22 protein-coding genes and 1 tRNA gene are annotated in these 24740 nt (G+C 44.2%); 13 read left to right on the plus strand and 10 right to left on the minus strand.

Going from position 1 to position 24740, the window contains the following annotated elements:
- Window positions 1-19: 19 nt before the first annotated feature.
- The 8 genes from L2703_RS08655 to L2703_RS08690 form a co-directional block, all read right to left on the minus strand.
- The gene (locus tag L2703_RS08655) at window positions 20-571 is read right to left on the minus strand and encodes a septation protein A (RefSeq protein ID WP_248970706.1); all 552 of its coding nucleotides are present in this window, start codon (window positions 569-571) and stop codon (window positions 20-22) included.
- 110 nt (window positions 572-681) lie between these two features.
- On the minus strand, window positions 682-1614 hold the full coding sequence (locus L2703_RS08660) for a hypothetical protein (protein WP_248970707.1): 933 nt from the start codon (window positions 1612-1614) through the stop codon (window positions 682-684).
- A gap of 156 nt (window positions 1615-1770) precedes the next feature.
- Entirely contained in the window at window positions 1771-2574 is an 804-nt protein-coding gene (gene trpA, locus L2703_RS08665; protein WP_248970708.1) for a tryptophan synthase subunit alpha, read from the minus strand.
- Window positions 2567-3778 (minus strand): tryptophan synthase subunit beta, encoded by a 1212-nt coding sequence (gene trpB / locus L2703_RS08670; RefSeq protein ID WP_238105691.1) that lies wholly within the window; start codon window positions 3776-3778, stop codon window positions 2567-2569. Before trpB ends, trpA begins: the two co-directional genes overlap by 8 nt.
- Window positions 3779-3834: 56 nt before the next feature.
- Window positions 3835-5238, minus strand: a complete 1404-nt coding sequence (gene trpCF / locus L2703_RS08675) for a bifunctional indole-3-glycerol-phosphate synthase TrpC/phosphoribosylanthranilate isomerase TrpF (RefSeq protein WP_248970709.1) — start codon at window positions 5236-5238, stop codon at window positions 3835-3837.
- Window positions 5231-6274 carry an anthranilate phosphoribosyltransferase gene (trpD, locus tag L2703_RS08680; RefSeq protein ID WP_248970710.1) on the minus strand — a complete coding sequence of 348 codons (1044 nt, stop codon included), beginning with the start codon at window positions 6272-6274 and terminating at the stop codon, window positions 5231-5233. Before trpD ends, trpCF begins: the two co-directional genes overlap by 8 nt.
- The gene (locus L2703_RS08685) at window positions 6274-6876 is read right to left on the minus strand and encodes an aminodeoxychorismate/anthranilate synthase component II (protein WP_248970749.1); all 603 of its coding nucleotides are present in this window, start codon (window positions 6874-6876) and stop codon (window positions 6274-6276) included. The genes trpD and L2703_RS08685 overlap by 1 nt, the downstream gene beginning before the upstream one ends.
- Window positions 6877-6905: 29 nt before the next feature.
- Window positions 6906-8462: an anthranilate synthase component 1 gene (locus tag L2703_RS08690; protein WP_248970711.1), complete on the minus strand. Its 1557-nt coding sequence runs from the start codon at window positions 8460-8462 to the stop codon at window positions 6906-6908.
- Window positions 8463-8912: 450 nt separating this feature from the next.
- Here L2703_RS08690 and rnm point away from each other — a divergent pair, with 450 nt between their 5' ends.
- From rnm to scpB, 4 genes are read left to right on the plus strand one after another with little or no spacing between them, the layout of a single operon-like run.
- Window positions 8913-9773, plus strand: coding sequence for an RNase RNM (gene rnm, locus L2703_RS08695; RefSeq protein WP_248970712.1), 861 nt, complete (start codon window positions 8913-8915; stop codon window positions 9771-9773).
- Window positions 9770-10390: an L-threonylcarbamoyladenylate synthase gene (locus L2703_RS08700; protein ID WP_248970713.1), complete on the plus strand. Its 621-nt coding sequence runs from the start codon at window positions 9770-9772 to the stop codon at window positions 10388-10390. The genes rnm and L2703_RS08700 overlap by 4 nt, the downstream gene beginning before the upstream one ends.
- 33 nt (window positions 10391-10423) lie before the next feature.
- Entirely contained in the window at window positions 10424-11212 is a 789-nt protein-coding gene (locus tag L2703_RS08705; RefSeq protein ID WP_248970714.1) for a segregation and condensation protein A, read from the plus strand.
- 35 nt (window positions 11213-11247) lie between these two features.
- Window positions 11248-11862: an SMC-Scp complex subunit ScpB gene (gene scpB / locus L2703_RS08710; RefSeq protein WP_248970715.1), complete on the plus strand. Its 615-nt coding sequence runs from the start codon at window positions 11248-11250 to the stop codon at window positions 11860-11862.
- A 46-nt stretch (window positions 11863-11908) separates the two neighbouring features.
- Here scpB and L2703_RS08715 read toward each other — a convergent pair whose 3' ends face one another.
- On the minus strand, window positions 11909-12832 hold the full coding sequence (locus L2703_RS08715; protein WP_248970716.1) for a LysR family transcriptional regulator: 924 nt from the start codon (window positions 12830-12832) through the stop codon (window positions 11909-11911).
- Between the two features lie 175 nt (window positions 12833-13007).
- Between L2703_RS08715 and L2703_RS08720 the strand changes: the two genes are divergently transcribed.
- From L2703_RS08720 to L2703_RS08745, 6 genes are all read left to right on the plus strand, one after another.
- Complete coding sequence (locus tag L2703_RS08720; protein ID WP_248970717.1) at window positions 13008-14087, plus strand: efflux RND transporter periplasmic adaptor subunit; 1080 nt, start codon at window positions 13008-13010, stop codon at window positions 14085-14087.
- 3 nt (window positions 14088-14090) lie between these two features.
- On the plus strand, window positions 14091-17174 hold the full coding sequence (locus L2703_RS08725; protein WP_248970718.1) for an efflux RND transporter permease subunit: 3084 nt from the start codon (window positions 14091-14093) through the stop codon (window positions 17172-17174).
- A gap of 201 nt (window positions 17175-17375) precedes the next feature.
- A complete protein-coding gene (gene rluB, locus L2703_RS08730) occupies window positions 17376-18248 on the plus strand; it encodes a 23S rRNA pseudouridine(2605) synthase RluB (RefSeq protein ID WP_248970719.1) in 873 nt (290 codons plus the stop codon).
- A gap of 161 nt (window positions 18249-18409) precedes the next feature.
- Entirely contained in the window at window positions 18410-18742 is a 333-nt protein-coding gene (locus L2703_RS08735; protein WP_248970720.1) for a hypothetical protein, read from the plus strand.
- A gap of 243 nt (window positions 18743-18985) precedes the next feature.
- Window positions 18986-19071 (plus strand) — tRNA-Leu (locus tag L2703_RS08740).
- Window positions 19072-19638: 567 nt separating this feature from the next.
- Window positions 19639-21000, plus strand: coding sequence for a DUF4397 domain-containing protein (locus L2703_RS08745; protein ID WP_248970721.1), 1362 nt, complete (start codon window positions 19639-19641; stop codon window positions 20998-21000).
- A gap of 407 nt (window positions 21001-21407) precedes the next feature.
- Here the strand turns inward: L2703_RS08745 and L2703_RS08750 are convergent, their stop codons facing one another.
- Window positions 21408-21692, minus strand: a complete 285-nt coding sequence (locus tag L2703_RS08750) for an HU family DNA-binding protein (RefSeq protein ID WP_248970722.1) — start codon at window positions 21690-21692, stop codon at window positions 21408-21410.
- A 372-nt stretch (window positions 21693-22064) separates the two neighbouring features.
- Between L2703_RS08750 and L2703_RS08755 the strand changes: the two genes are divergently transcribed.
- From L2703_RS08755 to rplY, 3 genes are all read left to right on the plus strand, one after another.
- A complete protein-coding gene (locus tag L2703_RS08755) occupies window positions 22065-23486 on the plus strand; it encodes a L,D-transpeptidase family protein (RefSeq protein WP_248970723.1) in 1422 nt (473 codons plus the stop codon).
- A gap of 272 nt (window positions 23487-23758) precedes the next feature.
- Window positions 23759-24310, plus strand: a complete 552-nt coding sequence (gene mepK, locus L2703_RS08760) for a peptidoglycan L,D-endopeptidase MepK (protein ID WP_248970724.1) — start codon at window positions 23759-23761, stop codon at window positions 24308-24310.
- Between the two features lie 114 nt (window positions 24311-24424).
- Window positions 24425-24712, plus strand: coding sequence for a 50S ribosomal protein L25 (gene rplY, locus L2703_RS08765; RefSeq protein WP_248970725.1), 288 nt, complete (start codon window positions 24425-24427; stop codon window positions 24710-24712).
- Window positions 24713-24740: the final 28 nt, after the last annotated feature.

Genomic DNA, 24740 nt, shown 5'->3' on the forward strand with positions numbered 1-24740 from the left:
TTGAAATATGAATTGACGATCACTGACCATCTTCTGGTTTAATCGGGTCTTCTTGCATGTGTTTATAAAGATACACAACGGTAATGACAGTATTGATTAGGGTTAGGGCGGTAAGGCCAAACACTTTGAAATTAACCCAGGTTTCAAGCGGCAAATTAAAGGCAACATAAATATTTGCCAGGCCACATAATACAAAAAAACTGACCCAATACCATGTGACTTGTGTCCAAATTTTGTCGTCAACTATCATTTCTTTGCCTAACATGCTTTTTAGCGCCGGTTTTCCCATGACTTGTGACACAATTAACCCCATTGCAAATAAGGCATAGACGATAGTGACTTTCCATTTGATGAAGGCATCATCATGAAAAAACAACGTCAGTGAACCAAACACTGTGACCATGGCAAAGGTGGCTAAATGCATTTTTTCAATGTGTTTGTACAATAGGTATGTCACCACTAATTGAATGGCGGTAGCTACGATTAACACACCTGTAGCAGTATAAATGTCATAAAATTTATATACGGCAAAGAAAATAACTAAGGGTAAAAAATCTAACAATTGCTTCATAAATATCTCAAACAGAATGGGTCTACAAAACCAGCGTTGTGGTTTATTCAACGATACAATAAGGCTCGATTGTACATGAGCGGCCACGGTTTATGAACTGCAAGCTTGTGCTATTGATATGTTGTGGTGTTTTTTGGGGTTAGGGTGATCCACAGTTGTGGCTCATTAAGTAACGAGGCACTTTTTTTGGATAGGTAGGGATTGTTTAGTACAATTTCTGTACGTTGATCCAGTTGAGATTTTTGGATCATATCTTGGGTGATGGGGTGATGGGGTGATGGGGTGATGGGGTGATGATAAAATAGGTCATCAAAACTGCCATCAACGATAGATTTTCGCAGACCATATTCAATACGTTCAGCTAACCTGGTGTTGGCCTTATTCACAAAAAAATAAATTGGTGCCGGGTAGTTTAGCAAAAATCGCTTATCTAATATCACGTCTGGATAACGAGCCAGATCGCGCCATGGTTCATGTATTGCGCGAGGGTAATAGTCAAATCGGCCTTTTAGTAACATGGCAATGAGTTTTCTATCAATACTGCCGATAACCTTAAAACCATTACTGTGTAAAATGTCTATATCGGGCCAGTCAGTGCCTTGACCCATTAATGTTTGCTTAATGCCACTCGCGTCCATTTTTTCAAATTTTGCTTGATCGCGTTTACGAATAAGACCAATTCTATAGCCCATTAATCCTTTTAATAGTGGGATGTATATCGCTTGTAAGTGCTGTTCTCGTTCTATGCTCGTCATGGTCCACACCACGTCAATGATGTTGTTTTCTTCCACCATTTTTAGTGCACGGCCTTGAGGCATATCAATCATGACAGCGTTGAGTTGATAGTCGCCATATTGATCGCGGCTTTTTTCTAATGCCAATTCGAGTAACGAAATAAAGTAAGCTTGTTTAGGGTCGATGCCCTGTATTGCTGCGTTATAATTAACCACAGTTTTAGGTTGAGCAGAAGCTGCAACGGTATTAAACCCGCCATATATAGCAAGAAAGGTAATCGTTAAAATCCTTATCAACGAACGTGTCATTTTTGTGCCCCGATGAAATACTCAATGTAATTTTTGTTAGTCACATTGTATTTTATTGAGTATAGCGGGGATAAAAAAAGGAGCAAACACGTTGCTCCTTTTTTAGCCAACCAAGATGCTTATTCAAGTTGATTGGCTATATGCATAAATTATCGCTTACGTTGCCGCTTTCATTGCCGTGGTAAACGCTGCAAGCTTAGCCAGCAATGTGGCTTCATCATGTTGGTGTGCTTCAATGATCTTGACCACTGCCGAGCCTGAAATTGCGCCTGCAGCGCCTGCGCTAATGGCGTCACGCACTTGCTCTGGCTCTGCTATACCAAAACCGAGCAAGGGTGGTGGAGCATTAAACTCTGCAAGCTGGGCTAGGATAGTCTCAATGGGTTGGCCTGCTTTTGATTCGGTGCCCGTGACACCTGCGCGAGATAGTAAGTAGGTATAACCTTGGCCATGCTCACTGACTAACTTTAAGGTATCTGCATCGGCATTTGGCGGTGCAATAAAAATAGGCGCGATTCCGTGTGCTTTAGCAGCTTGGCTAAAGGGGGCTGACTCTTCAACCGGCACATCGGCAATTAATACAGAATCAACACCAGCTGCTTGGGCTTTGGCATAAAAAGCATCAATACCATTCGCAAACACTAGGTTAGCGTACAGTAATAGTCCTATTGGTAAATCAGGATGTTGTGCGCGTACTTTCGTGATGAGCTCAAAACAATCGTTTGGCTTAGTGCCTGCTGCTAACGCGCGTAAGTTAGCGCCTTGAATCACTGGGCCGTCGGCGAGGGGATCTGAAAACGGAAACCCTAATTCGAGGGCATCGGCACCGTTATCAACCAAGGTTTGAATGATTTTTAACGACAGCTCTAGGCCTGGGTCGCCAATGGTCACAAAGGGAACAAACGCGCCTTTTTGTTGAGCCTTGAGGGCTGAAAATGTTGCTTGATAACGGTTACTCATTGCCGCTCTCCTGTTGCTCTTTTTTGGCTGCTAAAATGTCTGATACGGTGAAAATATCTTTGTCACCACGGCCTGATAAGTTAACCACCAGAATGGTTTCTTTAGTGGCTTCTTTGGCTAGGCGCACAGCGTAAGCTAACGCATGGGCAGACTCTAATGCCGGGATAATCCCTTCGCAGCGAGCTAACTCTTGGAACATGTCTAATGCTTCATCATCGGTTGCAGACTCATAACGAGCACGACCAATGGCATTTAAATGTGCATGCTGTGGACCAACAGAGGGGAAATCAAGCCCTGCAGACACTGAGTATGACTCTTCAATTTGCCCTGAGCTGTCTTGCATTAATGGTGACTTCATCCCAAAGAAGATTCCGGTCTTACCGTGCTTAAGCGGTGCACCGTGCATAGGGGTATCGATCCCTTTACCGGCAGGTTCAACGCCAATTAATTCAACCGACGGCTCATCGATAAAGTCTGCAAACATGCCAATTGCGTTAGACCCGCCACCAACACAGGCAATGACGGCATCTGGTAAACGGCCTTCTTTTTCAAGTATTTGCTTTTTAGTTTCAGCGCCAATCATGCGCTGAAATTCACGCACGATAGTTGGAAACGGATGTGGACCCGCTGCAGTACCTAATAAATAATGCGCTTTGTCGTAGCTTGCAGACCAGTCTCGCATGGCTTCGTTACAGGCATCTTTTAGGGTTGATGAGCCAGAGGTTACAGGGATAACTTCTGCGCCCATGAGTTTCATGCGGAACACGTTTGGCGACTGACGCTCAACATCTTTTGCACCCATGTAGACTTTACATTTTAAACCTAAAAGTGCGCAGGCTAGGGCGGTGGCAACACCGTGTTGGCCAGCACCCGTTTCGGCAATAATTTCTTTTTTGCCCATGCGTTTAGCAAGTAAAGCCTGACCTAATACTTGGTTCGTTTTGTGTGCACCACCATGGAGTAGGTCTTCACGCTTAAGGTAAATTTTTACCATTGGGTTTGGGCTAAGGTTGCGGGTTAAGGTTAATGCTGTTGGGCGGCCCGCGTAATTTTTTAATAAATCGTTAAATTCAGCATGAAAGCTTTCATCTTGTTGTGCATCAACAAAAGCTGCTTCAAGTTGCTTCAATGCTGGCACTAAGATTTGTGGTACGTACATACCACCGTATTCGCCGAAATAAGGGTTAAGCTTGAGCTCGGTCATAAATGTTCCCTTTGAGTCATCGTGTTATTGCTAAAAATGTTGTCGTAATGTGCAAACTAGTTACGGCGTAATTGGGTGAATGCTTCAATCAGTTTTTGATGATCTTTATGGCCCGGTGATGATTCTACCCCAGAGTTAATATCGACCCCATAAAAGCCTTGCTGACTGGCCTGATAAACATTGTCTGGCGTTAATCCGCCTGCCAACATGGCATCGGCTTTATTGTCGATATCGGCTTGCCAATTAAAGGTGTGGCCGGTGCCGCCAAATTGCTCGGCTGACTTGCTGTCGTATAAATATTTGTCAGCGCCTTGGGGTTTGTTGGCTACTTCACCAGTATGGCTGTCGATAGCAACGGCTTTCCAAATTTGAGTACTGAGCTGCTTTTGCGTGAATAATGCGCGCAAGGCATCAATCTCGAGCGTGGTTTCATTGCCGTGTAATTGCACCGCAAATAGCTTAAGCGATTGGGCTAGGTTGGCGATGATTTCAGGCTGCTCATTAACAAATACCCCAACCATGTTCAGGGCAATGTGTTGTTGCTGCATTTGGACAATCAGTTCTGCTGCTTTTTGTGCGCTAACCGCTCTTGGCGATTTAGGGTGGAAAATCAATCCACCAAAAACGGCGCCGGCTTTTGCTGCTGCGGCGATGTCGTCAATGCGAGTTAAACCGCACACTTTATTATTGCCATAAATTAACTGGCGACAGGCTAAATCGATATCGGCTTGTGCCATGATAGAACTACCAACAAGGTAACCATCGACCAAAGGATTTAAGCGCTGAGTTTGCTGGTGGGTATAAATACCTGACTCGCTAATCACAACTCGGTCTGCCGGGATGTGCGGTGCTAAACGTTCTGTGGTGGCTAAGTCGGTGCTTAAATCACGCAGATTACGGTTGTTTATGCCGATAATCGGGGCGTTGAGCTCAATTGCGCGAATTAATTCGGGCTCATTACTCACTTCAGTTAAAGTATCGAGCTGGTATTTAGCCGCCTCGTTGGCCAGTAGTCGATATTGATCGTCATCGAGCACAGACAGCATTAATAAAATGGCATCGGCCCCTTGATGTGCTGCGAGCTTCACTTGATATGGGGCGACAAAAAAATCTTTACAGATAATCGGCTGGGTGACGCGTGCACGCACCCTTGGGATGTAGTCCATGTCGCCTTGAAAGAACGCCTCGTCGGTGAGCACCGAGATCCCCGCTGCGTATTGAGTGTAAATGTCGGCAATGGCTTCAACATTAAAATCTGCGCGAATAAGGCCTTTAGAGGGGCTGGCCTTTTTACATTCTAAAATAAACTGTGCATTTGGTGCTTTGAGCGCATGGTATAAACTACGATCAGATTGTTTGGGCTGCAAACTGGCTTCAGGATAGCGCAGTTTTAGGGCAGCAATATGGGCAACTTTGGTATCAACAATGCGTGTTAATACGTTACTTTCAGGGTTACTCATGGTTTTCTCCAGCTTGGCTTGCCGCGGCTAAATCAGTTAACAATGTATAGGCTTTGCCTGTTGCGAGTGTAGCGAGTGCCAGTTGGGTACCTGCATGAACAGAATCACAAATACCGCTAACGTACAGCGCACAACCAGCATTAATGGCAACAGCATCACGGTGGGCTAATTGGCCTTGGCCTTGTAAAATCGCCTGGGTAATTAACGCGTTGTCGCTTGGCTCGCCGCCTGTGAGCGCACTAATGTCTGCACGAGTGACGCCGAGATCTTCAGGGGTGAGTTCATAGGTACGAACCGCGCCATCTTTTAGTTCTGCTACATGGGTAATATCGTGCAGTGCCACTTCGTCTAGGCCGCTACCGTAAACCACCATGGCACGTTTTACACCAAGGGCATTAAGCACTTGTGCTATCGGTTCAAGTAACTCGAGTTTGTACACGCCAAGTAGCATTGCTTCAGGCTTTGCCGGGTTAATTAATGGTCCAAGCACATTAAAAATCGTGCGGGTTTTAAGTGCCGCTCGAACAGGAACCGCATGCTTTACCCCGCCATGATAGTGCGGTGCAAATAAAAAGCATAATCCGAGTTTATCTAAGCATTGGCTGGCGGTTTCGGGTGCCATGGTTAGCGCGATACCGCAATGGGATAATAAGTCAGAAGAGCCCGATTTACTCGATACACTGCGGTTGCCATGCTTTGCCACTTTAGCGCCAGCGGCGGCGGCCACAAAAGCCGCGGTGGTTGAGATATTTATGGTGTTGTAACCATCGCCGCCGGTGCCAACAATATCGACAATACCGCTTTCAATCGATTGCGCTGAGCGAGGGAAAGGTTTGGCGGCTTGTCTTAACGCATCTGCAGCACCAGTGATCTCGTCAATGGTTTCACCGCGCATCTTTAAGGCGACTAACATCCCTGCCATGGTGGCCGGTTCCATTTCGCCGTTGATGATTGCGCTAAAAATTTGCGCTGTTTGCTCACGAGTTAAGCCATTGCCTGCATAAAGATGGTCAAATAAAGGTTGTAGATTGTCCATTATGCGCCTCCTTTTGCCGTGTTGTCTTGGGTTAAATAGGCCAAGGTTTGGGTCAATAATTGGCTACCTAAGGTGGTTAATATTGACTCTGGATGAAACTGAAATCCAATCGCCTGATGTTGTGGGTGCAATAGTGCCATTGGCATATCATCTGTGGTGGCTATCACTTCAAGGCAATCTGGTACCCGTGTTGCCACTAAACTGTGATAGCGCGCAACCGGCAGTGGCGAGGGAAGGTTAGCAAATACGCCTTTGCCATTATGAAAGGTTGGGCTGGCTTTACCGTGTACAACAAAAGGGGCGCGCTCAACTTTACCGCCGTAGTATTCAGCCATTGCCTGATGGCCTAAACAAATGCCTAACATGGGCACTTTACCGGCCACTTTACCAATCAGTTCCATCATGCAACCGGCTTCGTGCGGGGCACCTGGGCCTGGCGATAATACTAAAGCGGCTTTGCCGGTTTCATTGATGAGTTTTTCAGCTAAATAGTCGGCGCTTACATCGTTACGGTAAATTAATACTTCACAGCCTAAACTGCGGAATTGATCCACCAGGTTGTAGGTGAATGAGTCGAAGTTGTCGAGTAAGTATAATTTCATTGGGGTATTTGTTGTTTCGGTCGTGTTGCTCATAGTCCACCTCCCATTTTGATGGCAGAAATCACTGCCTGGGCTTTTTGACGGGTTTCGTCGGCTTCGGCCTGGGGATCTGAGTCAAACACGACCCCTGCACCAGCTTGAATATAAGCCACGTCATTTTTAACAAAGGCTGATCGGATAACAATGCAGGTGTCCATGTCACCTAAACCGTTGACATAGCCAACGGCCCCGCCATAACTGCCACGACGGGCTTTTTCTGCTTCGCGCACTAGCTGTGAGGCGCGTACTTTTGGCGCGCCCACTAAGGTACCCATGTTCATACAGGCCTGATAAGCGTGCAGGGCATCTAAATCCAGACGTAATTGGCCGGTGACTCGACTGACTAAATGCATCACGTGGGAGTAACGATCAACTTTTAATAGTTCGGCCACTTTACGGCTACCACTTTGGCTAATACGGGCGATGTCGTTGCGGGCTAAGTCGACCAACATTAAATGCTCAGACAGCTCTTTTTTGTCTAAACGCAGCTCAAGCTCGATGCGGCTGTCTAAATCAAAATCAATCTCGCCTTGGGCGTTTTTACCGCGCTTGCGGGTACCGGCAATAGGATATACTTCGACCTGGTTACTGGCGGCATCGTATTTTAGGGCGCTTTCTGGCGATGCGCCAAATAAGGTGAAATCTGGGCCACGGAAGTAGAACATATAAGGACTTGGGTTGGTTAATCTAAGCGCGCGGTAGGCTCCTAGGGTATTAGGGCAAGGCAAACTGAAGCAACGAGATGGCACAACCTGGAAAATATCGCCAGCGACAATGTGCTCTTTTAACTCGGTAACGGTTTGCTTAAATTGCTCGTCGCTAATGTTAACTTCGGCTTCTGCTTCAATGGGCGTTAATGGGGCGATATCGTGTAGTGATGTACATTGCTGACTTACTTGTGCCACTTGTGCTTGAAGCTGTGAAGCAATGAGCGGGTCTTGATTAAACTGATGGCTGACAATTTCTGCTTGTTTGGTTTGATGGTCAATTAAGATGAGTGTTTCAGCCAAATAGAATAAGTAATCGGGGCAATCGTTATTGGCATTAGGTGCAGCAGGTAGGGGTTCAACCGTGTCGATTAAGTCATAAGCCAGTACACCACCTAAAAATAAGTCTTCAAATTTAACCGCATTATTAGTGTGAATGTGCTGCACAAACATGCGTAATCCATCAAGCGGCGATGTCGACTTTAAACGGGCGTCTTCATCTTGCAGTTCGGTGGCTTTTTGTAAGGTAACGATTAACTGATTTGGCTGGCGTTGTAAGCTTGCGTGGCTAAAGAATGTGGCAATTGGCTCAAGTAAGCTGGCGCCATTATCGGTTAGGGCGCTAAACGTCAGTTGATAACCATCACAGCGGATCATCATTGCAGCGTGAGTTAACACGATGCTTTTAAGATGATCTTTACTTTCGACTTCGGCAGATTCAAGCAGCATAGTATGCGGCGCGTTTTGGGTCACCTGCTGGTACAGATTCAGTGGATCTGTATGATAGGTTAAGGCATTTTTTTGTGTGCTAACCTGAGCGAGTTGATATTGTGTTGTCACTATGCTGCCGCTCCTTGTGGAATTTTTTTCATCATTTTAGTCCGCCTTGCTGTTGTTCAACCCTTTACATTCCTATGGGCCAAATAACAAGAAAGCCCACATTTCTGCGGGCTTTTTGGTAAAATCTTGTCTCTTAAAAATGAGCACAACGCTTCACACCACCCGTTAATTTGGGAAGTGCCACCACCAAGTAATGTGTAATGAAGCTAAAGAGTGTGTCATTGTTAATCGCTATTTTAGGGTTCATCTTTCGTGCCTATAGGAAACCCCAGCTGGCGCTTAATGTCAATTGAATATTACTCAAAAACGGCTAAAAAATGGGTTGAGTCCTGTTTGCTGCTGATTTATTGAACGTAATGTAAGGCGTTAGTGTAAAAATAGTTGTTATTTACTCCGATTTATTCATGAATCCCGGCAGTATTTTTATTGGTATTCTTGTACAATAAACAAATGATTACAGACACTCTATTGGCCGATCTCCACAGCCACACGACCGCATCAGACGGTCAACTTACACCAAGTCAATTAATTGCTCGCGCCATTGAAAAGGGCGTCGAGATGTTTGCTATTACCGACCACGACACCGTTGATGGCTTACCTGAAGCCCACATGGCTAACCAGGCACATGAGACGCCATTAACGCTAATAAACGGCTGTGAAATCTCGACGCGTTGGAACAGCTTTGATATTCACATTGTTGGTCTTAATATTGATATTACTCATGCAGGGTTATTAACGTTTTTAGCTCATCAACGCCAACTGCGTGAAGTACGTGCCCAAGAAATTGGTGAGCGTTTAGCCAAAGCTGGCATCGAAGGGGCTTATGCAGGTGCCAAAGCCATTGCAGGCGATGCGGCATTGAGCCGAGGACATTATGCTCGTTGGTTAGCTGATAACGGCCACGCGACAGATATGCCTAGTGTGTTTAAAAAGTATTTAGCCCGCGGTAAAACCGGCTATGTGCCTAATAATTGGGGTGACATGGCCACTGCCATTGAGCAAATTCATCAAGCTGGTGGCCTGGCGGTGCTTGCTCACCCAAGTGGTTATAAGTTGTCGGCAAAATGGCTTAAACGCCTTGTGCGTGAATATGCCGAAGCGGGTGGCGATGCCATGGAAGTGATTTTGGGCCAACAAACATTGGACGATCGCAACAATCTTATTGCACTGAGTAAACTGAATAACCTGCTTGCCTCAGTCGGCAGCGACTTTCATTTTCCGAGTAATTGGATCGAATTAGGTAAAAATTTATACCAACCCCAGGGTGTCGAATGGGTTTGGCAATCACAACATTGGACGGAACGGACATGAGTCAATTTTTTTATATTCACGATGAAAACCCACAGGCACGGTTAATTAACCAAGCTGTGGCTATTCTTAAACAAGGTGGGGTGATTGTGTATCCCACAGACTCTGGCTACGCATTGGGTTGTATGATTGGTGACAAAAATGCCATGACACGCATGGTGCGTATTCGTCAGATAGAAAACGACAATAATTTTTCATTAATGTGCCGCGATTTATCTGAACTGGCTAACTTTGCCCGGGTCGACAACCAAGCGTATCGCTTATTAAAAAGCTGCACTCCAGGGCCATATACCTTTATTTTTAAAGCGACCAAAGAAGTACCGCGTCGTTTACAGTGCGATAAAAAACGCACTATTGGTATTAGGGTGCCAAATAACTTGATTGCATTAGCGCTACTTGAAGCGCTTGATGAGCCAATGATGACCACCAGTTTAGTGATGCCAAACGAGCAATTTGCAGAGTCAGATCCTGAGCATATTCGTGATATTTTAGAGCATCAGGTTGATGGTATTATTCACGGCGGTTATTTACCTGAAAAGCAAACCACAGTGATAGATATGTCTGAAGACGAAGTGGTGATCCTTCGTCGTGGTGCTGGTGATACCAGTGCATTTGAATAACGCCAGATCTCGTTTGAGCGTAAAAGGATAATCATGCAGGGCAGCCAACAAAGCCTTCCTTTAGCTGTGGTGCGTGGTCAAGCAATGGACAGCATGCCACTGGATTTGTTTATTCCACCAGAGGCGCTTGAGGTGTTTTTAGAAACCTTTGAAGGTCCTTTGGATTTGCTGCTGTATTTAATTCGTAAGCAAAAACTGGATGTGGTTGATTTACCTATTCAGCAAATTACTCATCAGTATTTGGCTTACATTGAGATTTTAACTGAAGCGCGGATTGAACTTGCAGCCGATTATCTGGTCATGGCCGCGACTCTAGCCGAAATAAAATCCAGGCTATTATTGCCTAAAATGGCTCATGAAGATGACGAGGAAGAAGATCCTCGTGTGGTGCTTATTAGGCAGCTAAAAGCCTATGAAGTGATAAAACAAGCCGCCGCCGATTTAGATGAATTACCGCGGATTGAAAGAGATGTGTTTCAAGCCTCTGTTATGCCTGCACCGAGTATTAAACCGGTAATTGTGCCACCAGAGGTGTCGTTAGCGGACATTGCTAGAGCATTTGGCGAGGTGCTCAAACGCATTGATGCGAATGAAGATCACCATGTCAAGCGAGAGCAGTTATCAACCCGCGAACGCATGAGTCAGATTTTGTCTATGTTATCGAGCACAGAATTTATTGGTTTTGAGCGTTTATTTGATGTCAGCGAAGGCCGGGCTGGGGTGGTTGTCAGTTTTTTAGCGTTAATGGAACTGGTAAAAGAGTTGCTAGTAGAACTGGTACAAAATGAGCCTCTTTCGCCTATTTATGTTAGAGCGTTTTAATGGCCGTTTACCATAGTTATTGAGACCTGTGTGCTATGAACCAAATTAATGCTATTCAGCTTAAACAATTAATCGAAGCCAGCTTGTTTGTATTAGGTAAACCTTTATCAATAAAGGGATTAAAAGAGACTGTGTTGGCAGACTTTAGTGTGTCACGTACGCGTATTCAAGACGCGATAGATGAACTGCAGTTAGATTATCAAGATCGCGGTGTGCAGTTGGTCAAAGTTGCCAGTGGTTATCGTTTTCAAACTCAGGAGCTTCTTAGCCCATTTTTACAGCCATTATGGCAAGAAAAAGCGCCTAAATATTCCCGTGCGACTCTCGAAACATTAGCTGTGATTGCATACAGGCAGCCCGTTACTCGTGGTGATATTGAACACATTAGAGGGGTTGCTATTAGTAGCCACATTATTAAAAATCTATCTGATCGGCACTGGATTAAAGCCGTTGGACATAAAGAAGTACCGGGACGGCCAGCACTTTATGCGACCACGCATCAGTTTTTAGATTATTTTGGCCTCAACAAGCTGGCTGATTTGCCCGCATTAACCGATGCCGCGTCATTACAAGCTTTATTCGATAAAGCCAGTATTGCCCTTGATGAAGACGAGATTGTCGAGGATGACAGTCACAACGACGATGATTAGGGCCTAAGTACTATTAGCCTAACGTTTAATGGCCTAGGCTGATTTATTATACCCATACTTTAGCTTTGTTAAGGGGCGTGTCTTCAGTTTGAGCAGAAAACTCATTGAGCATGTAGTCCAGTAGACGTGCAGCCGTAAGATTTAAAAAACGCCGAGATGGATACACTAAAAACACCACTCCAACATAGGCAGGCAGTTCGCTAAATAAGTGCACTAACTTGCCTTGCGTAACGTCGTCATTACAGAGCCCTTGCGGCAAATAACCAATTCCTCTGCCTAATCGAGTGGCTTCATAGGCAAGCTGAACACTGTTAGTACATAAGTTGCCCGTTACGGCTTGCACTTCATTATTGGCAAGCGGCACTTCGTTAAAGGTTTTGCCATTAGGGAAGCGAAACAATATGGAGTTATGTTGCTCTATGTCGGTGATACAGCTTGGTGTGCCCGCTTTGGCTAGGTATTCTGGACTGGCATAAAAACACATCGTCTCGCTTAATACCGGTTTAGCCACCATGTCGAGTTCGGTAAACGTTTCGTTGACCATAAACGCAATATCAATATTGTTGCGGACCATGTCTAATGGTTCGGTACTGGTGATTATTTCAATAGAAAACTTAGGGTGCGCGTCCATAAAAGCAAATATTTTACTGACAATATCCATTATCTGAGGTACCGGAAATATTAAGATGCGAAGGTGCCCAGTGAGTTCGGCTTTATTGTCGGTAATGTCGGCAAGGGTTTGATCGAGATCGGCTAACATCACCAGCGTTTTTTCGTAAAAATGGCTCCCGGCAGAGGTAAGAAGTATTGAGCGACTTAAGCGATGAAACAACTTAATATTTAATGACTCTTCTAACGACAGTAGCCGGCGGCTAACCGTCGACTTGGGTAAATTCAGTAAGTTTGCGGCTTCAAGTATACTGCCGGTTTCGACAATTCGATGAAATAGCGCAATGTCTTCGGTTTTCATAGTAGACTCGGTTTTTCACTAAAAAAATATAAACCCATAAAGTGGGATTGATGTTCCCAAACAAACCCATTTATTGCAACTGTAATTCAGCGTATTGTTGAGTCGTTGCGTCTGTGTTTGACGTCAAATACCATTTCTTTCTGTCAGTTATGTCTCTATCACCAAGGATTTATCGATGAAATATCACTCAATGTTATCTTTAACATTGCTTGCTTCTGTGTTTTTTGCTGGTTGTTCTCAAGCAGAAAAAACCGCAGTGCAAGAGGTTATTCGCCCAGTTAAATTGTTTGAAGTCTCTGAGTCGGCGGCTAATCAAATCCATAAGTTTCCTGCCAAAGTGACGGCAAATAGCCGTGCCGAATTATCGTTTAGAGTATCAGGACAGTTGGTGAAATTAGATTTGGTTGAAGGGGAGCAGGTAAAACAAGGCTTTTTACTGGCTCAACTGGACGATCGCGATGCCAAAAATAATTTAATGACCAGTGAAGCCAATTACGAATTTTTGTCGGCAGAGTTTACTCGTAACCAGGCCATGTTTAGTCGTCAGTTGATATCTCAAGCCGAATTTGACAGTAGCAAGGCACAACTAAAAACCGCTAAAGCGGCCTTAGAAGCGGCTAAAGATCAACTCAGTTACACTCGCCTAGAGGCACCATTTAGCGGCACCATCGCCAAGCGCATGGTCGATAACCATCAAATAGTGCAAGCAAATCAGGGGATTTTGACGCTACAAAATAACCATTTACTCGACATTAGTATTCAAGTACCTGAAGCCATAGTGGCCAAATATGCCCAAAAAGTGAGTCATTCACTTAAAGCCAAAGTGCGCTTTAGCGCGATGAGTGACAGAGAGTTTGATGCGCAATTTAAAGAATATTCAACTCAAGTGACTCCGGGTACGCAAGCCTATGAAGTGGTGTTTTCTTTAGAGCAACCTCAGGATGTCCAATTGCTACCAGGGATGAGTGCTGAGCTGGTTATTGTGCAAAGTGTCAATGAACAAGCCGAATTTACCGCCATAGTGCCCATTGCTGCCATTGATAAAAATGATGAAAATGGTTCTGTTTTTGTGTGGAAGTATGACGCAACCACAGGCGAGGTAAACCCTGCAAAAGTGACTATTGGCCGTGTGAGTAATGACGGCGTTGAAGTGTTAACAGGCTTAGAAATGGGTGACTTAATTGTATCTGCCGGAGTATCACAGTTGTCTGCCGGTTTAAAAGTTAAGCCTTTACGCTGGCAGCGAGGAGTATAAGCGATGAGTGTTGCGCAGTACTCGATTAACAATAAAGTCATTAGTTGGATGTTTACGCTTTTGCTGCTAATTGGTGGCAGTGTGGCATTTACTGGTTTAGGTCAGCTTGAGTTTCCTGAATTTACCATTAAACAAGCTTTAGTTATTACCGCATACCCTGGGGCTTCGCCTGAGCAGGTGGAAGAAGAGGTGACGTTACCGCTTGAAAACGCACTGCAGCAGTTAGATGGGGTCAAGCACATTACCTCAATTAACAGCGCTGGTTTATCACAAATCCAGATTGAAATTAAAGACAGCTACGATAAACAACGATTACCGCAAGTGTGGGACGAAATGCGCCGCAAAGTCAGCGACACTCAAGGCTCGTTACCGCCCGGTACGTCTACGCCTCAAGTGATTGATGACTTTGGTGATGTTTTTGGTATTTTGCTTAATTTGTCTGGCGATGATTTTAGTAATCGTGAACTGAGTAATTATGCCGATTATTTGCGCCGCGAATTGGTGTTAGTCCCCGGTGTGAAAAAAGTATCGGTCGTGGGTAACATTACTGAGCAAGTGGTTATCGAAATTTCGCAGCAAAAATTGTCTGCCCTTGGCTTAGATCAAAATTATATTTATAGCCTGATTAACAACCAAAACGTGGTATCTAATGCCGGCAGCATAGTGATTGGTGATAACCGAATTCGCTTACACCCAACGGGTGAGTTTAGCTCGGTTAAAGAGCTATCTCGTCTAGTTGTGAGCTCTCCTGGCAGTACAGAATTGATTTATTTAGGCGATATTGCCCGTATTGCGAAAGAGTTTGATGAAACTCCCAGTGTGATTTATCACAACCGTGGTCAGTTGGCATTGAGCTTGGGGATTTCATTTTCAAGCGGTGTTAACGTGGTTGAGGTGGGTGAAAGAGTGAGTGAGCGCCTAGCGCAATTAGAATCTCAACGACCCATTGGTATGGCGCTAGATACTGTGTACAACCAAAGCCATGAAGTTGATAAAACGGTACAAGGCTTCTTAATCAACTTAGTGGAGTCGATCGCGATTGTGATTGGAGTGCTGCTGTTATTTATGGGGCTGCGTTCAGGTTTATTAATGGGTCTGATTTTACTTCTGACCATTTTAGGTACTTTCATCGTCATGAAAGTGCTTGGTATTGAGTTACAGCTTATCTCATTAGGGGCGCTCATTATTGCGCTGGGGATGTTAGTTGATAATGCAATTGTGATCACTGAAGGTGTGCTCATTGGCTTACAACGTGGCAAAACACGTTTAGAAGCGGCCAAACTGATCGTATCGCAAACCCAATGGCCGCTATTAGGGGCTACCGTTATTGCCATTATTGCTTTTGCGCCCATTGGCTTATCACAAAATGCAGCGGGCGAGTTTTGTCGTTCATTGTTCCAGGTGTTAATGATCTCATTATTTATCAGCTGGATTACCGCCATTACGTTAACGCCATTTTTTTGCAATGTGATGTTTAAAGATGCAGAGCCAGGTAACGAAGAAAGTGACCCTTATAAAGGTTGGCTATTTACGGCTTATCGCGCCACGCTATCCATTGCCCTGAGATATCGTCTCGCCACCATGATGTTGGTGTTAGCTATGTTGGTGTCGGCAGTGGTCGGTTTTGGTTACATCAAAAACGTGTTTTTCCCAGCGTCAAATACACCGATTTTCTTTGTCGATGTGTGGATGCCAGAAGGCACGGATATCAAGGCCACAGAACGTTTTGTGTCTAAAATAGAGCAAGCATTAATAGCAAAAGATAAGCAAGACGAAAATGGTTTGGTGCATTTATCGAGTGTGATAGGCCAAGGGGCGCAGCGATTTGTGTTGCCTTACCAACCTGAAAAAGGGTATGCCGCATTTGCACAATTGATTATTGAAATGCAGGATTTAGCGGCTGTGAAAGCCTACATGCCTGAAGTTGAGCGTTATTTGGCGCAACATTTCCCGCAAGCACAATACCGTTTAAAAATGATGGAAAATGGCCCGTCACCGGCAGCGAAAATTGAGGCGCGCTTTTATGGTGAAGACCCTGAGGTATTACGAGCGTTAGCGACGAAAGCGAAAGCGATTTTTAATGCTGAGCCTGCAATGGATGGCGTACGTCATGATTGGCGAAACCAAGTACCGGTTATTCGCCCGCAATTGCTCAATGCTCAGGCAAGAGAGACTGGGATCAGTAAACAAGATTTAGACAACGCGTTACTGCTTAATTTTAGCGGCAAACAAATTGGTTTATATCGTGAAACCAGCCACTTATTGCCTATTATTGCCAGAGCGCCCGCAGAGGAGCGTTTACAGGCCGATAGCTTATGGAAAATGCAGATTTGGAGCACTGAAAACAACACCTTTGTACCGGCAACGCAAGTGGTCAGTGACTTTACAACTGAGTGGGAAAATCCTTTGGTGATGCGCCGAGACAGGATCCGTATGTTAGCTGTGCTTGGCGATCCTAAGTTGGGTTCAGACGAAACCGCTGACTCTGTGCATCGTAAAGTCAAAGCACAGGTTGAAGCTATTGAATTACCTGCAGGTTACCGTTTGGAGTGGGGCGGTGAGTATGAATCTGCCGGAGAAGCGCAAACAGCCGTATTTAGCTCTATCCCTATGGGGTATTTAGCGATGTTTTTAATCACCGTATTGTTGTTTAATTCGGTAAGGCAGCCTTTGGTGATTTGGTTTACTGTGCCACTGGCGGTGATTGGGGTATCAGCAGGCTTACTGTTGTTTGACGCACCTTTTAGCTTTATGGCATTGCTTGGTTTGCTGAGTTTGTCGGGTATGGTGATCAAAAACGGTATTGTATTGGTTGAACAGATAAACCTTGAGCTTAACGACGGCGCGGCGCCAACCCATGCTTTGGTGCATTCATGTGTGAGCCGTGTTCGACCTGTCATGATGGCGGCTATTACAACAATGCTGGGGATGATCCCGTTAATTAGCGATGCGTTTTTTGGCTCGATGGCGATTACCATTATCTTTGGTCTGGGTTTTGCGTCATTGTTGACCTTAGTGGTGCTACCTGTAATGTACAGTTTGCTGTTTAACATTCGATTTGATAAACAAGATATCCCTCACGGTTAAATACAGGGTTAGGTAAACTGAATGACCGCCGCCTCATCTCTTTGGGTTGGCGGTTTTTTTTGCTCGTTTGCGACAATCAGCGTATAATACTGTCACTTTTCTAATTGTATGCGTCACTGGCGGGTACAATCCTAAAAAGACAATAAAGCAAAAGTATTTAACACTTTGCTTTTTATAGAATTTCTTAAAGAGTCCCCGCTAATGAGTGAAAAATTGCAGAAAGTCTTGGCCCGTGCAGGCCATGGCTCCCGTCGTGAGATGGAGGCATGGATTGCTGCAGGCCGAGTTAGTGTTGACGGTGAAATTGCCAGCCTTGGCGATCGTGTTGAGGCTGATGCCAAAATACGTATTGATGGCCGCGCAGTGACCTTAAAATCAGCTGACGATATTGTTTGTCGTGTGCTAGCTTACCATAAACCAGAAGGTGAAATTTGCTCGCGCAAAGATCCTGAAGGTCGTACAACCGTATTTGAACGATTACCTAAAGTGCGTGATGCTCGCTGGGTTGCTGTTGGTCGTTTAGATATTAATACCTCGGGCTTATTACTGTTTACCTGTGATGGTGAATTAGCTAATCGTTTGATGCATCCATCTAATGAAGTTGAACGAGAGTATGCTGTGCGTACTTTTGGTGAAGTCCCAGAAGCCGCTGTACAACGTTTACGTACAGGGGTGACCCTAGAAGATGGCCCTGCGCAGTTTGACAGTATTAAACCGGCAGGCGGTGAAGGCATTAACCAATGGTGGCATGTGACACTGCGTGAAGGGCGTAACCGTGAGGTTCGTCGTTTATGGGAGTCGCAAGAGGTTCAAGTGAGCCGTTTGATCCGTGTACGTTATGGTCAGGTTGAGCTTCCAAAAACCTTACCCCGCGGTGGGTGGATTGAGTTGCCTATCGACCAGGTTAACTATCTGCGTCAACTTGCTGGCCTTGACCCTGAAACGCGTTCATTACTGGGAACAGACAAACACAGTGTTGCGCGTTCTAAAGTGAAAAGTGCCAAAATTCGCCGCGCTGTTCGCAAACATAAAGTGGGATCAAACCACGGTAAACCTACCCGCCAACGTGACTAGTTACACTGGTTGGGTATTGCTTATAAAGGTCGCTTCGGCGGCCTTTTTTATTGGCAGCTATTTTAGAATAAACACGACTTGTATAAAGTCTAATCTCAGATATGATCCGCAATACTTATTATCTCTTCGCCTGTTTTGGGTATTATTGTGAGTGTTTAGAAATGATGAAAAAACTGTTTGTAGGTCTGTTGATATCATTCATTATTGGTTGTGCATCTGCACCGAATTGGGAAGGCATGTCAGAGCGTGAAATCAGCCAGTGGAAATCGATAGGTTTTGATGCCAGTCAAGCTCAAAATTGGCGAGTGCGTGGTTTTGATGCCGCAGAGGCGAATGGATGGGTGCAAGCAAACTTTAGCTTAGAGACGGCCACTATTTGGGCTAAAGAGTCGTTTAATGTCGAAGAAGCACAAGTTTGGTCTGAAGCGGGCTTTGACATTGAAGATGCAGTGACAAATCGCAGTAAAGGGCTTACACCAGTAAGAGCAAATTAATGCTTATGATGGTATTTTGAGTGAGTGATGTTGCTGTTAACTCACTCACTTTGTTCTAATTTAAAACAAATTGACGAATTTTAAAGCGTTCGGTTGTGGCGAATAAATATTTTAGTTGCTTGGTAAAAAAAAATCAGTAAAGTATGCACCAAGTTAAGCGGGACGCGAAAAACGACCTAAATTAACTTGGTGAAAATCGAAATTTAGTGCCTTGATATTTGATATCAATACACAACAAGTTTTGCCCGAGTGGTGGAATCGGTAGACACAAGGGATTTAAAATCCCTCGCTGAATAAGCGTGCCAGTTCAAGTCTGGCCTCGGGTACCATTATTTATAGTAAGAAATTACATACGTAAGTATGGTGTAAAAAAGCCTCAACTCATGTTGGGGCTTTTTTGCATCTGCCATTTGAGTTTTAACGTTAAAGTCAACAGTAATACCATTGTGCATTAATAAGTGACCACTCAGAATGCGTCCAGCGGTTTTTGATTAAGGCGTCGCTATGTAGTAATGGTTGTTCCCTTTCAAATAGCGAGAACGCAGAGCAAAAGCCGCTGGGGCATTCCTTTCAGGCGAGTTTTAAAAGGGCTTATACTGCGTTGCATGACTTCGAAAGAGAATAACTATTCATTCAGTCATTCGCCTTGTTTAAGCCCTTTTAAATTCTCGCTGAGAGATCACTTGCTAACGCGGAATGGTATAAAAATCCCTCGCGCTGAGCGGTGTGCCATTGTTTGCTATTAAAAGTCGTCTGGCCTTGGGTATCTTAATGCTGCTGGTAATAGATGGCATTGCTTGTGAAACAATAGTGTTGATGCAATGTAATTAATTTGAACCAATAAAAAAACACAGTCGTATAGAAATTCGTCATAACTTATATGAGGAGTTACTAACATGAAACGGATTTACCCAATCGCAGTGTGTTTATCGCTTATCGGTTTAACGGCCTGCTCGGACGATGATGACAAATCAGTTGAACAACCAGTGATGGAATATTCGCACTTACGCGTGATCCATGCAGCTAGCGATGCCCCCATGGTGAATGTCTCTGTTGATGGTACTGAAGTGCTTTCTGATGTTGATTACGCTATGTCTAGCGGTTTATTGGAGGTTTCATCTGCTACTTACGACATTGATGTTGATGCGATTTTTGCAGATGGTACGACCGCAACTGTGTTAAACACAAGCTTAACAGCTGAACCTGATGTTGAATATACCGCGGTGGCTCTTGGGCAAGTCGCTGATGAAACGCTTTCGTTAAAGCTTGTTTCTAACCCTGTAGCTGACATTGCCGCCGGTTATGCGAGGGTGCAAGTGTTGCATGCAGCGCCAACAGTCGGCCTTGTCGATCTGTATGTTACCGCGCCAGGTGATGATATTAATGCTGCTAGCGCAACATTGTCTGCAAACTACATGGATGTCAGTACACAGCTAGAAGTGCCTGCAGGTGATTATCAAGTACGAATTACGGCATCAGGAATGAAAGACGTTGTCTATGATTCAGGTACGCTGACACTCAATGATATGACAGACTATTTCATTAGTGCGATACCAAATACTTGGTCTGGTGATTCTCCAGTAGCGTTACACCTGGCTTTGCCCGATGCTGAAGTCATCGTTAATGATATTAATAGTGGTAGCAACATTCGTGTGGTGCATGCTGTTGCCGACGCACCGGCTGTAGATGTGTTCCTTGATGATGCAACTGAGCCGGCGGTAGACATGTTGACGTTTGGAAATGCTACCGATTATGTCAATGTGCCCGAAGGTGAGCACACTGTCACAGTTGCCGCTGACGCCGATAATGATGTCGTGGTGATAGATGCAGCAGAGGTGTCATTAATGCTAGGTAACACTTACAGCGCTTTTGCTGTTGGTTCATTAATCGATAATGCCATAGAGCCGCTGATCGTTAATGAACAAACTCGTAGAGTGGCAACTGAAGCTAAGTTATCTGTGGTACATGCGGCATATTCCGCGCCAGAAGTTGATGTGTACCTAACACAAACGGCAGACATATCAAACGCTACGCCCGCACTTTCTAATGTGCCTTTTAAAGCGAGCTCAGGCAGTCTGAGTGTTCCCCCAGGTACCTACTACATCAGTGTTACTCTTACTGGGACCAAAACCGTTGCAATCGGTCCACTTGAGGTCAGCTTAGATGCCAGTGGTGTCTATGGTGTAGCGGCGGTTGATGACGTCGGTGGTGGTGCCCCCTTTGGCGTGATTTTATTAGATGACTTTACTGCGATGTAAGGCGGTTAGCATAAAGGCCTAAGAAATGGTCAATAGTAAAACGGCTTAATACACAGGTATTAAGCCGTTTTGGTTAGGGGCTGTTTAACTTAGCAGGTTGAGTGTTGTTCGAGTTAACAAGGGGTTAATCGAGGCAAACGCAGTGATGCCTAGTCGAAATGACCAATAATTCGCAACAAAAACAACCTTGCAAGATAAACAGGCCTTATACCAATCTTGATTAGAATGTGACGCAACCCCGAATGGCGAATTTACCAGCGCAGTCTTCTTTGTTAGCCTTTCTTAACCTAGTGCACTATGCCCTCAAAAGGCTGCCTCGGCTACCTCACAGATAACTTTCGCTAAAAGAGCACATTCTCATGCGGATTGGTGTTAATCATGCCAATGAACATTTTCGTGTGAGTGAATTAAGCTACAGTGTCGTTTAGCATCAACTTTAAACTTGGCGCTGCTTTAAAGCTAGGTTGATTGAAACCTGCTATTTCTATTGTTTCACCTGTTTGTGGGTTTCGGCCTGTTTTAGGCAAATGAAAGCGGAGTTCAAAGGTGCCAAATTGCGGGATATAGATTTTTTCGCCTTCAGATAAACCTTGATGAATCGCCTTTAGTATTTGATCGAGTTGTTGTTTGGTATCAACTTGAGAAATGTCCATTTTATGTGCCATGGATTGGATGAGTTGCTTTTTATTCATAGCCTTGTCTACTGCTTGAGTGCTTTAAGCGGTCGTTATAACAATTTGAAATCTGTGTTCCTAGCAGTCTGTAGATAAATTAATGTTAAGCGGCTATTTTTTATATAGATGGTAGATTATTGAGCGTTAAAGTAACGTTTTGGTATTCACTTTTGTTGTGAGGATGTTGACTCAACATTGGATTAATTTGTAACAATACCATTGCGCATTAATAAGTGGTCACTCAGAATGCGTCTAGCGGTTGTTGATTAAGCCCTTTTAGATTCTCATGAAGAGATCATTTACTCACGTGCAATGGTATCATTAGGGTGTTGGTTTTCCTGTTCAGCGAAACATGACAATATTAAGGTAACAAGGGCTATGGAGTTCAGCATGCTGAGTCAATCTTTGCGACCAATCTACAACAGTATGATGGGGGTAGTGCTGTTGTGTGTATCTTGTTGTGCCTTTGCTGATAACGTCAATCATTATGATAACCTTATTCAACATTTACAGTTACAGTATCTGGCAGAACCGACAGCACAGCGAGCGCAATACCTCGCCATTTTACAGTCTGGTTCAGATGCAGAGCAGCTAGAATACATCGAAAATATCCAGCAAAGTGTTGCTTTATTTTGGCGTCAAAAACAGGTGGCGTTAGCTTTTGATACAATAGATGGCCATGCATCTGTGATTGATAAAAATATTGCCTTAGAGCCTGCAGTCGATGACTACCTTGGGGTGATCAATTATCTGCGTAAATTAATGTGGTTAGCCGAAACACAAGAATGGCAAGCCATTGAGCCAGGTGGGCTTTTACGCCCGGGGGATGGTCATCCGAGTATCAAACAAATCAGTTTGCGCTTGTGGTTGCTTGGTGACGCCAATGAATACCTTGCTGATGAAGTGGTGTATTTGCCGACTTTGGTACAGAGTGTAAAGCGTTTTCAGTCTCGTCATGGCTTAACGCCTGATGCTGTTATTGGGCCTAAAACCCTATTTTGGCTAAACCAAACTCCGCAACAACGAGCCATATTACTCGCGAAAAGTTTTGTAGAAAAAACAGCCTATTTAAGTCAACTTCCACAGCCATATTTACTGATTAATATTCCGGCGTTTGACATGGTATTAATTGATAATAATCAAGTGGTACTTTCATCTAAAGTGATTGTTGGTCAGCCTGCTCGACAAACACCGGTAATGACAGGGCAGATCTCTAATATCATTATCAATCCAACCTGGACCGTGCCAAGGCAGTTATTGCGACAAGATATTTTGCCTCAGATTAAATTAAATGGTCATTATTTTAAAGATAGGCACTTTGATGTGTTTGATTTTGATGGCAATCGAGTTGATAAAAGTGCTCAACAATGGCAGCAAGAGGCTCAAGGGCGTTTTCCATATCGTGTGGTGCAACGTCCTGGTGGTGATAATGCGCTAGGCCGTTATAAATTTCATTTTAATAATGATCAAAGTATTTATTTACACGATACGCCATCTAAAGCGCTTTTTTCGAAGGCTGATAGAGATTTGTCGTCAGGTTGTGTGCGCATTGAAAAAGTACAACAATTAGCAGATTGGTTTGCAAACCGGTTAGTGATTGATAAACGTACATGGAACCGTTTGCAGTCGAATTATACTCAAACTCAATGGTTTGCTTTATCAAGCACATTGCCGGTGCACATGGTGTATTGGCGAGCTTGGGTTGACGATGAGCATGTAGCCCAATACAGAGACGACATTTATCAACTGGCGCCAGCGACGCCTGTGAGTTTGTTTAGCCATAAAGTTCAGCCACAAGCGGTTGTGCAATAAAATTGATTGAGTTGCAAACAAGATAAATTAACACAAATAAAAAAGTGAATCAGTTAAGCTATGGTGACTCAGCGTTTGAACCTCGCCGTACTCTTACATTTCAGGTCCTCATCATCACACAATAAATAACCATACTTGCATTTATGGCCATTAATGTTTAATTTACATGTCAATTGAGTAAAAAAACAACAATAGTGCGCTTTGCTATTGTGATGACGAAATCGGTGTTTAAGCCGGTAAGTAATGTAAATTAAACAGAATATGGTGTAATAATGACAATTGAGTGCCTGACTCGCCGACAAATTTTATTAGGCTTAAGCGGTGTTGCTGTGGCAACAATGTTACCTAATACTGCACAAGCAAGCCGTTCTACACATGGCGTTAAAGACCTTCATTTTTTTAATCGCCATACAGGGGAAAGAAGCCAGGGGAGTTTTTGGATTGACGGCGAATATCAAGCTGAAACCTTGACTGAATTTAACCAAGTGCTGCGTGATCATCGTCAAAATGTTGCGGCGCCTATTGATAAGCGACTATTTGAGTATTTGTATAAATTACAGCTTACCTTAGATAATCAAGACGAAATCCATGTAATTTCTGCTTATCGTTCTCCTAAAACGAATCAAATGTTAGCCTCTAAAAGCAAAGGCGTTGCGAAGAAAAGCTATCACATGAAAGGCATGGCGATGGATATTGCTATCCCTGGGATCAGTACTAAAAATTTGCGCGACGCGGCAGCATCTTTAAAATTGGGTGGGGTGGGGTTTTATCCCCGAGATGGGTTTATCCATATTGATTGTGGGCCTGTGAGACGTTGGGGTTAACATTCACTTGTGAGGCATCATTGGTTATGGTAATATCCGCGCGCTTTATTTGAGTCATCGTTGGTCGAAAATGATGACGCCTTTATTCTTTATTACTTATTAAGTGAGTGACTAATGTCTTACACAATCAACGCACAAACCCGCACTGAAATCGGGAAAGGTTCGAGCCGCCGCCTACGTCATGCTGGTCAAGTTCCTGCTGTGATCTATGGTGCTGGTCAAGAGCCTGTATCTATCAAGTTTGCACACAAAGACATCATTAACATCCAGTTAAATGACAACTTTTATACTACTGATTTAACAATCGTTTTAGACGGTAAAGAAATCAAAGTACGTGTACAAGCTGTACAACGTCACGCGTTCAAGCCAATGATTGAACACGTTGACTTCAAATTCGCTTAATCGCTAATTTGAAAAAAAAGCGCCTAAG

It is taken from the genome of Shewanella basaltis, assembly GCF_023283885.1.
Lineage (GTDB): Bacteria > Pseudomonadota > Gammaproteobacteria > Enterobacterales > Shewanellaceae > Shewanella > Shewanella basaltis.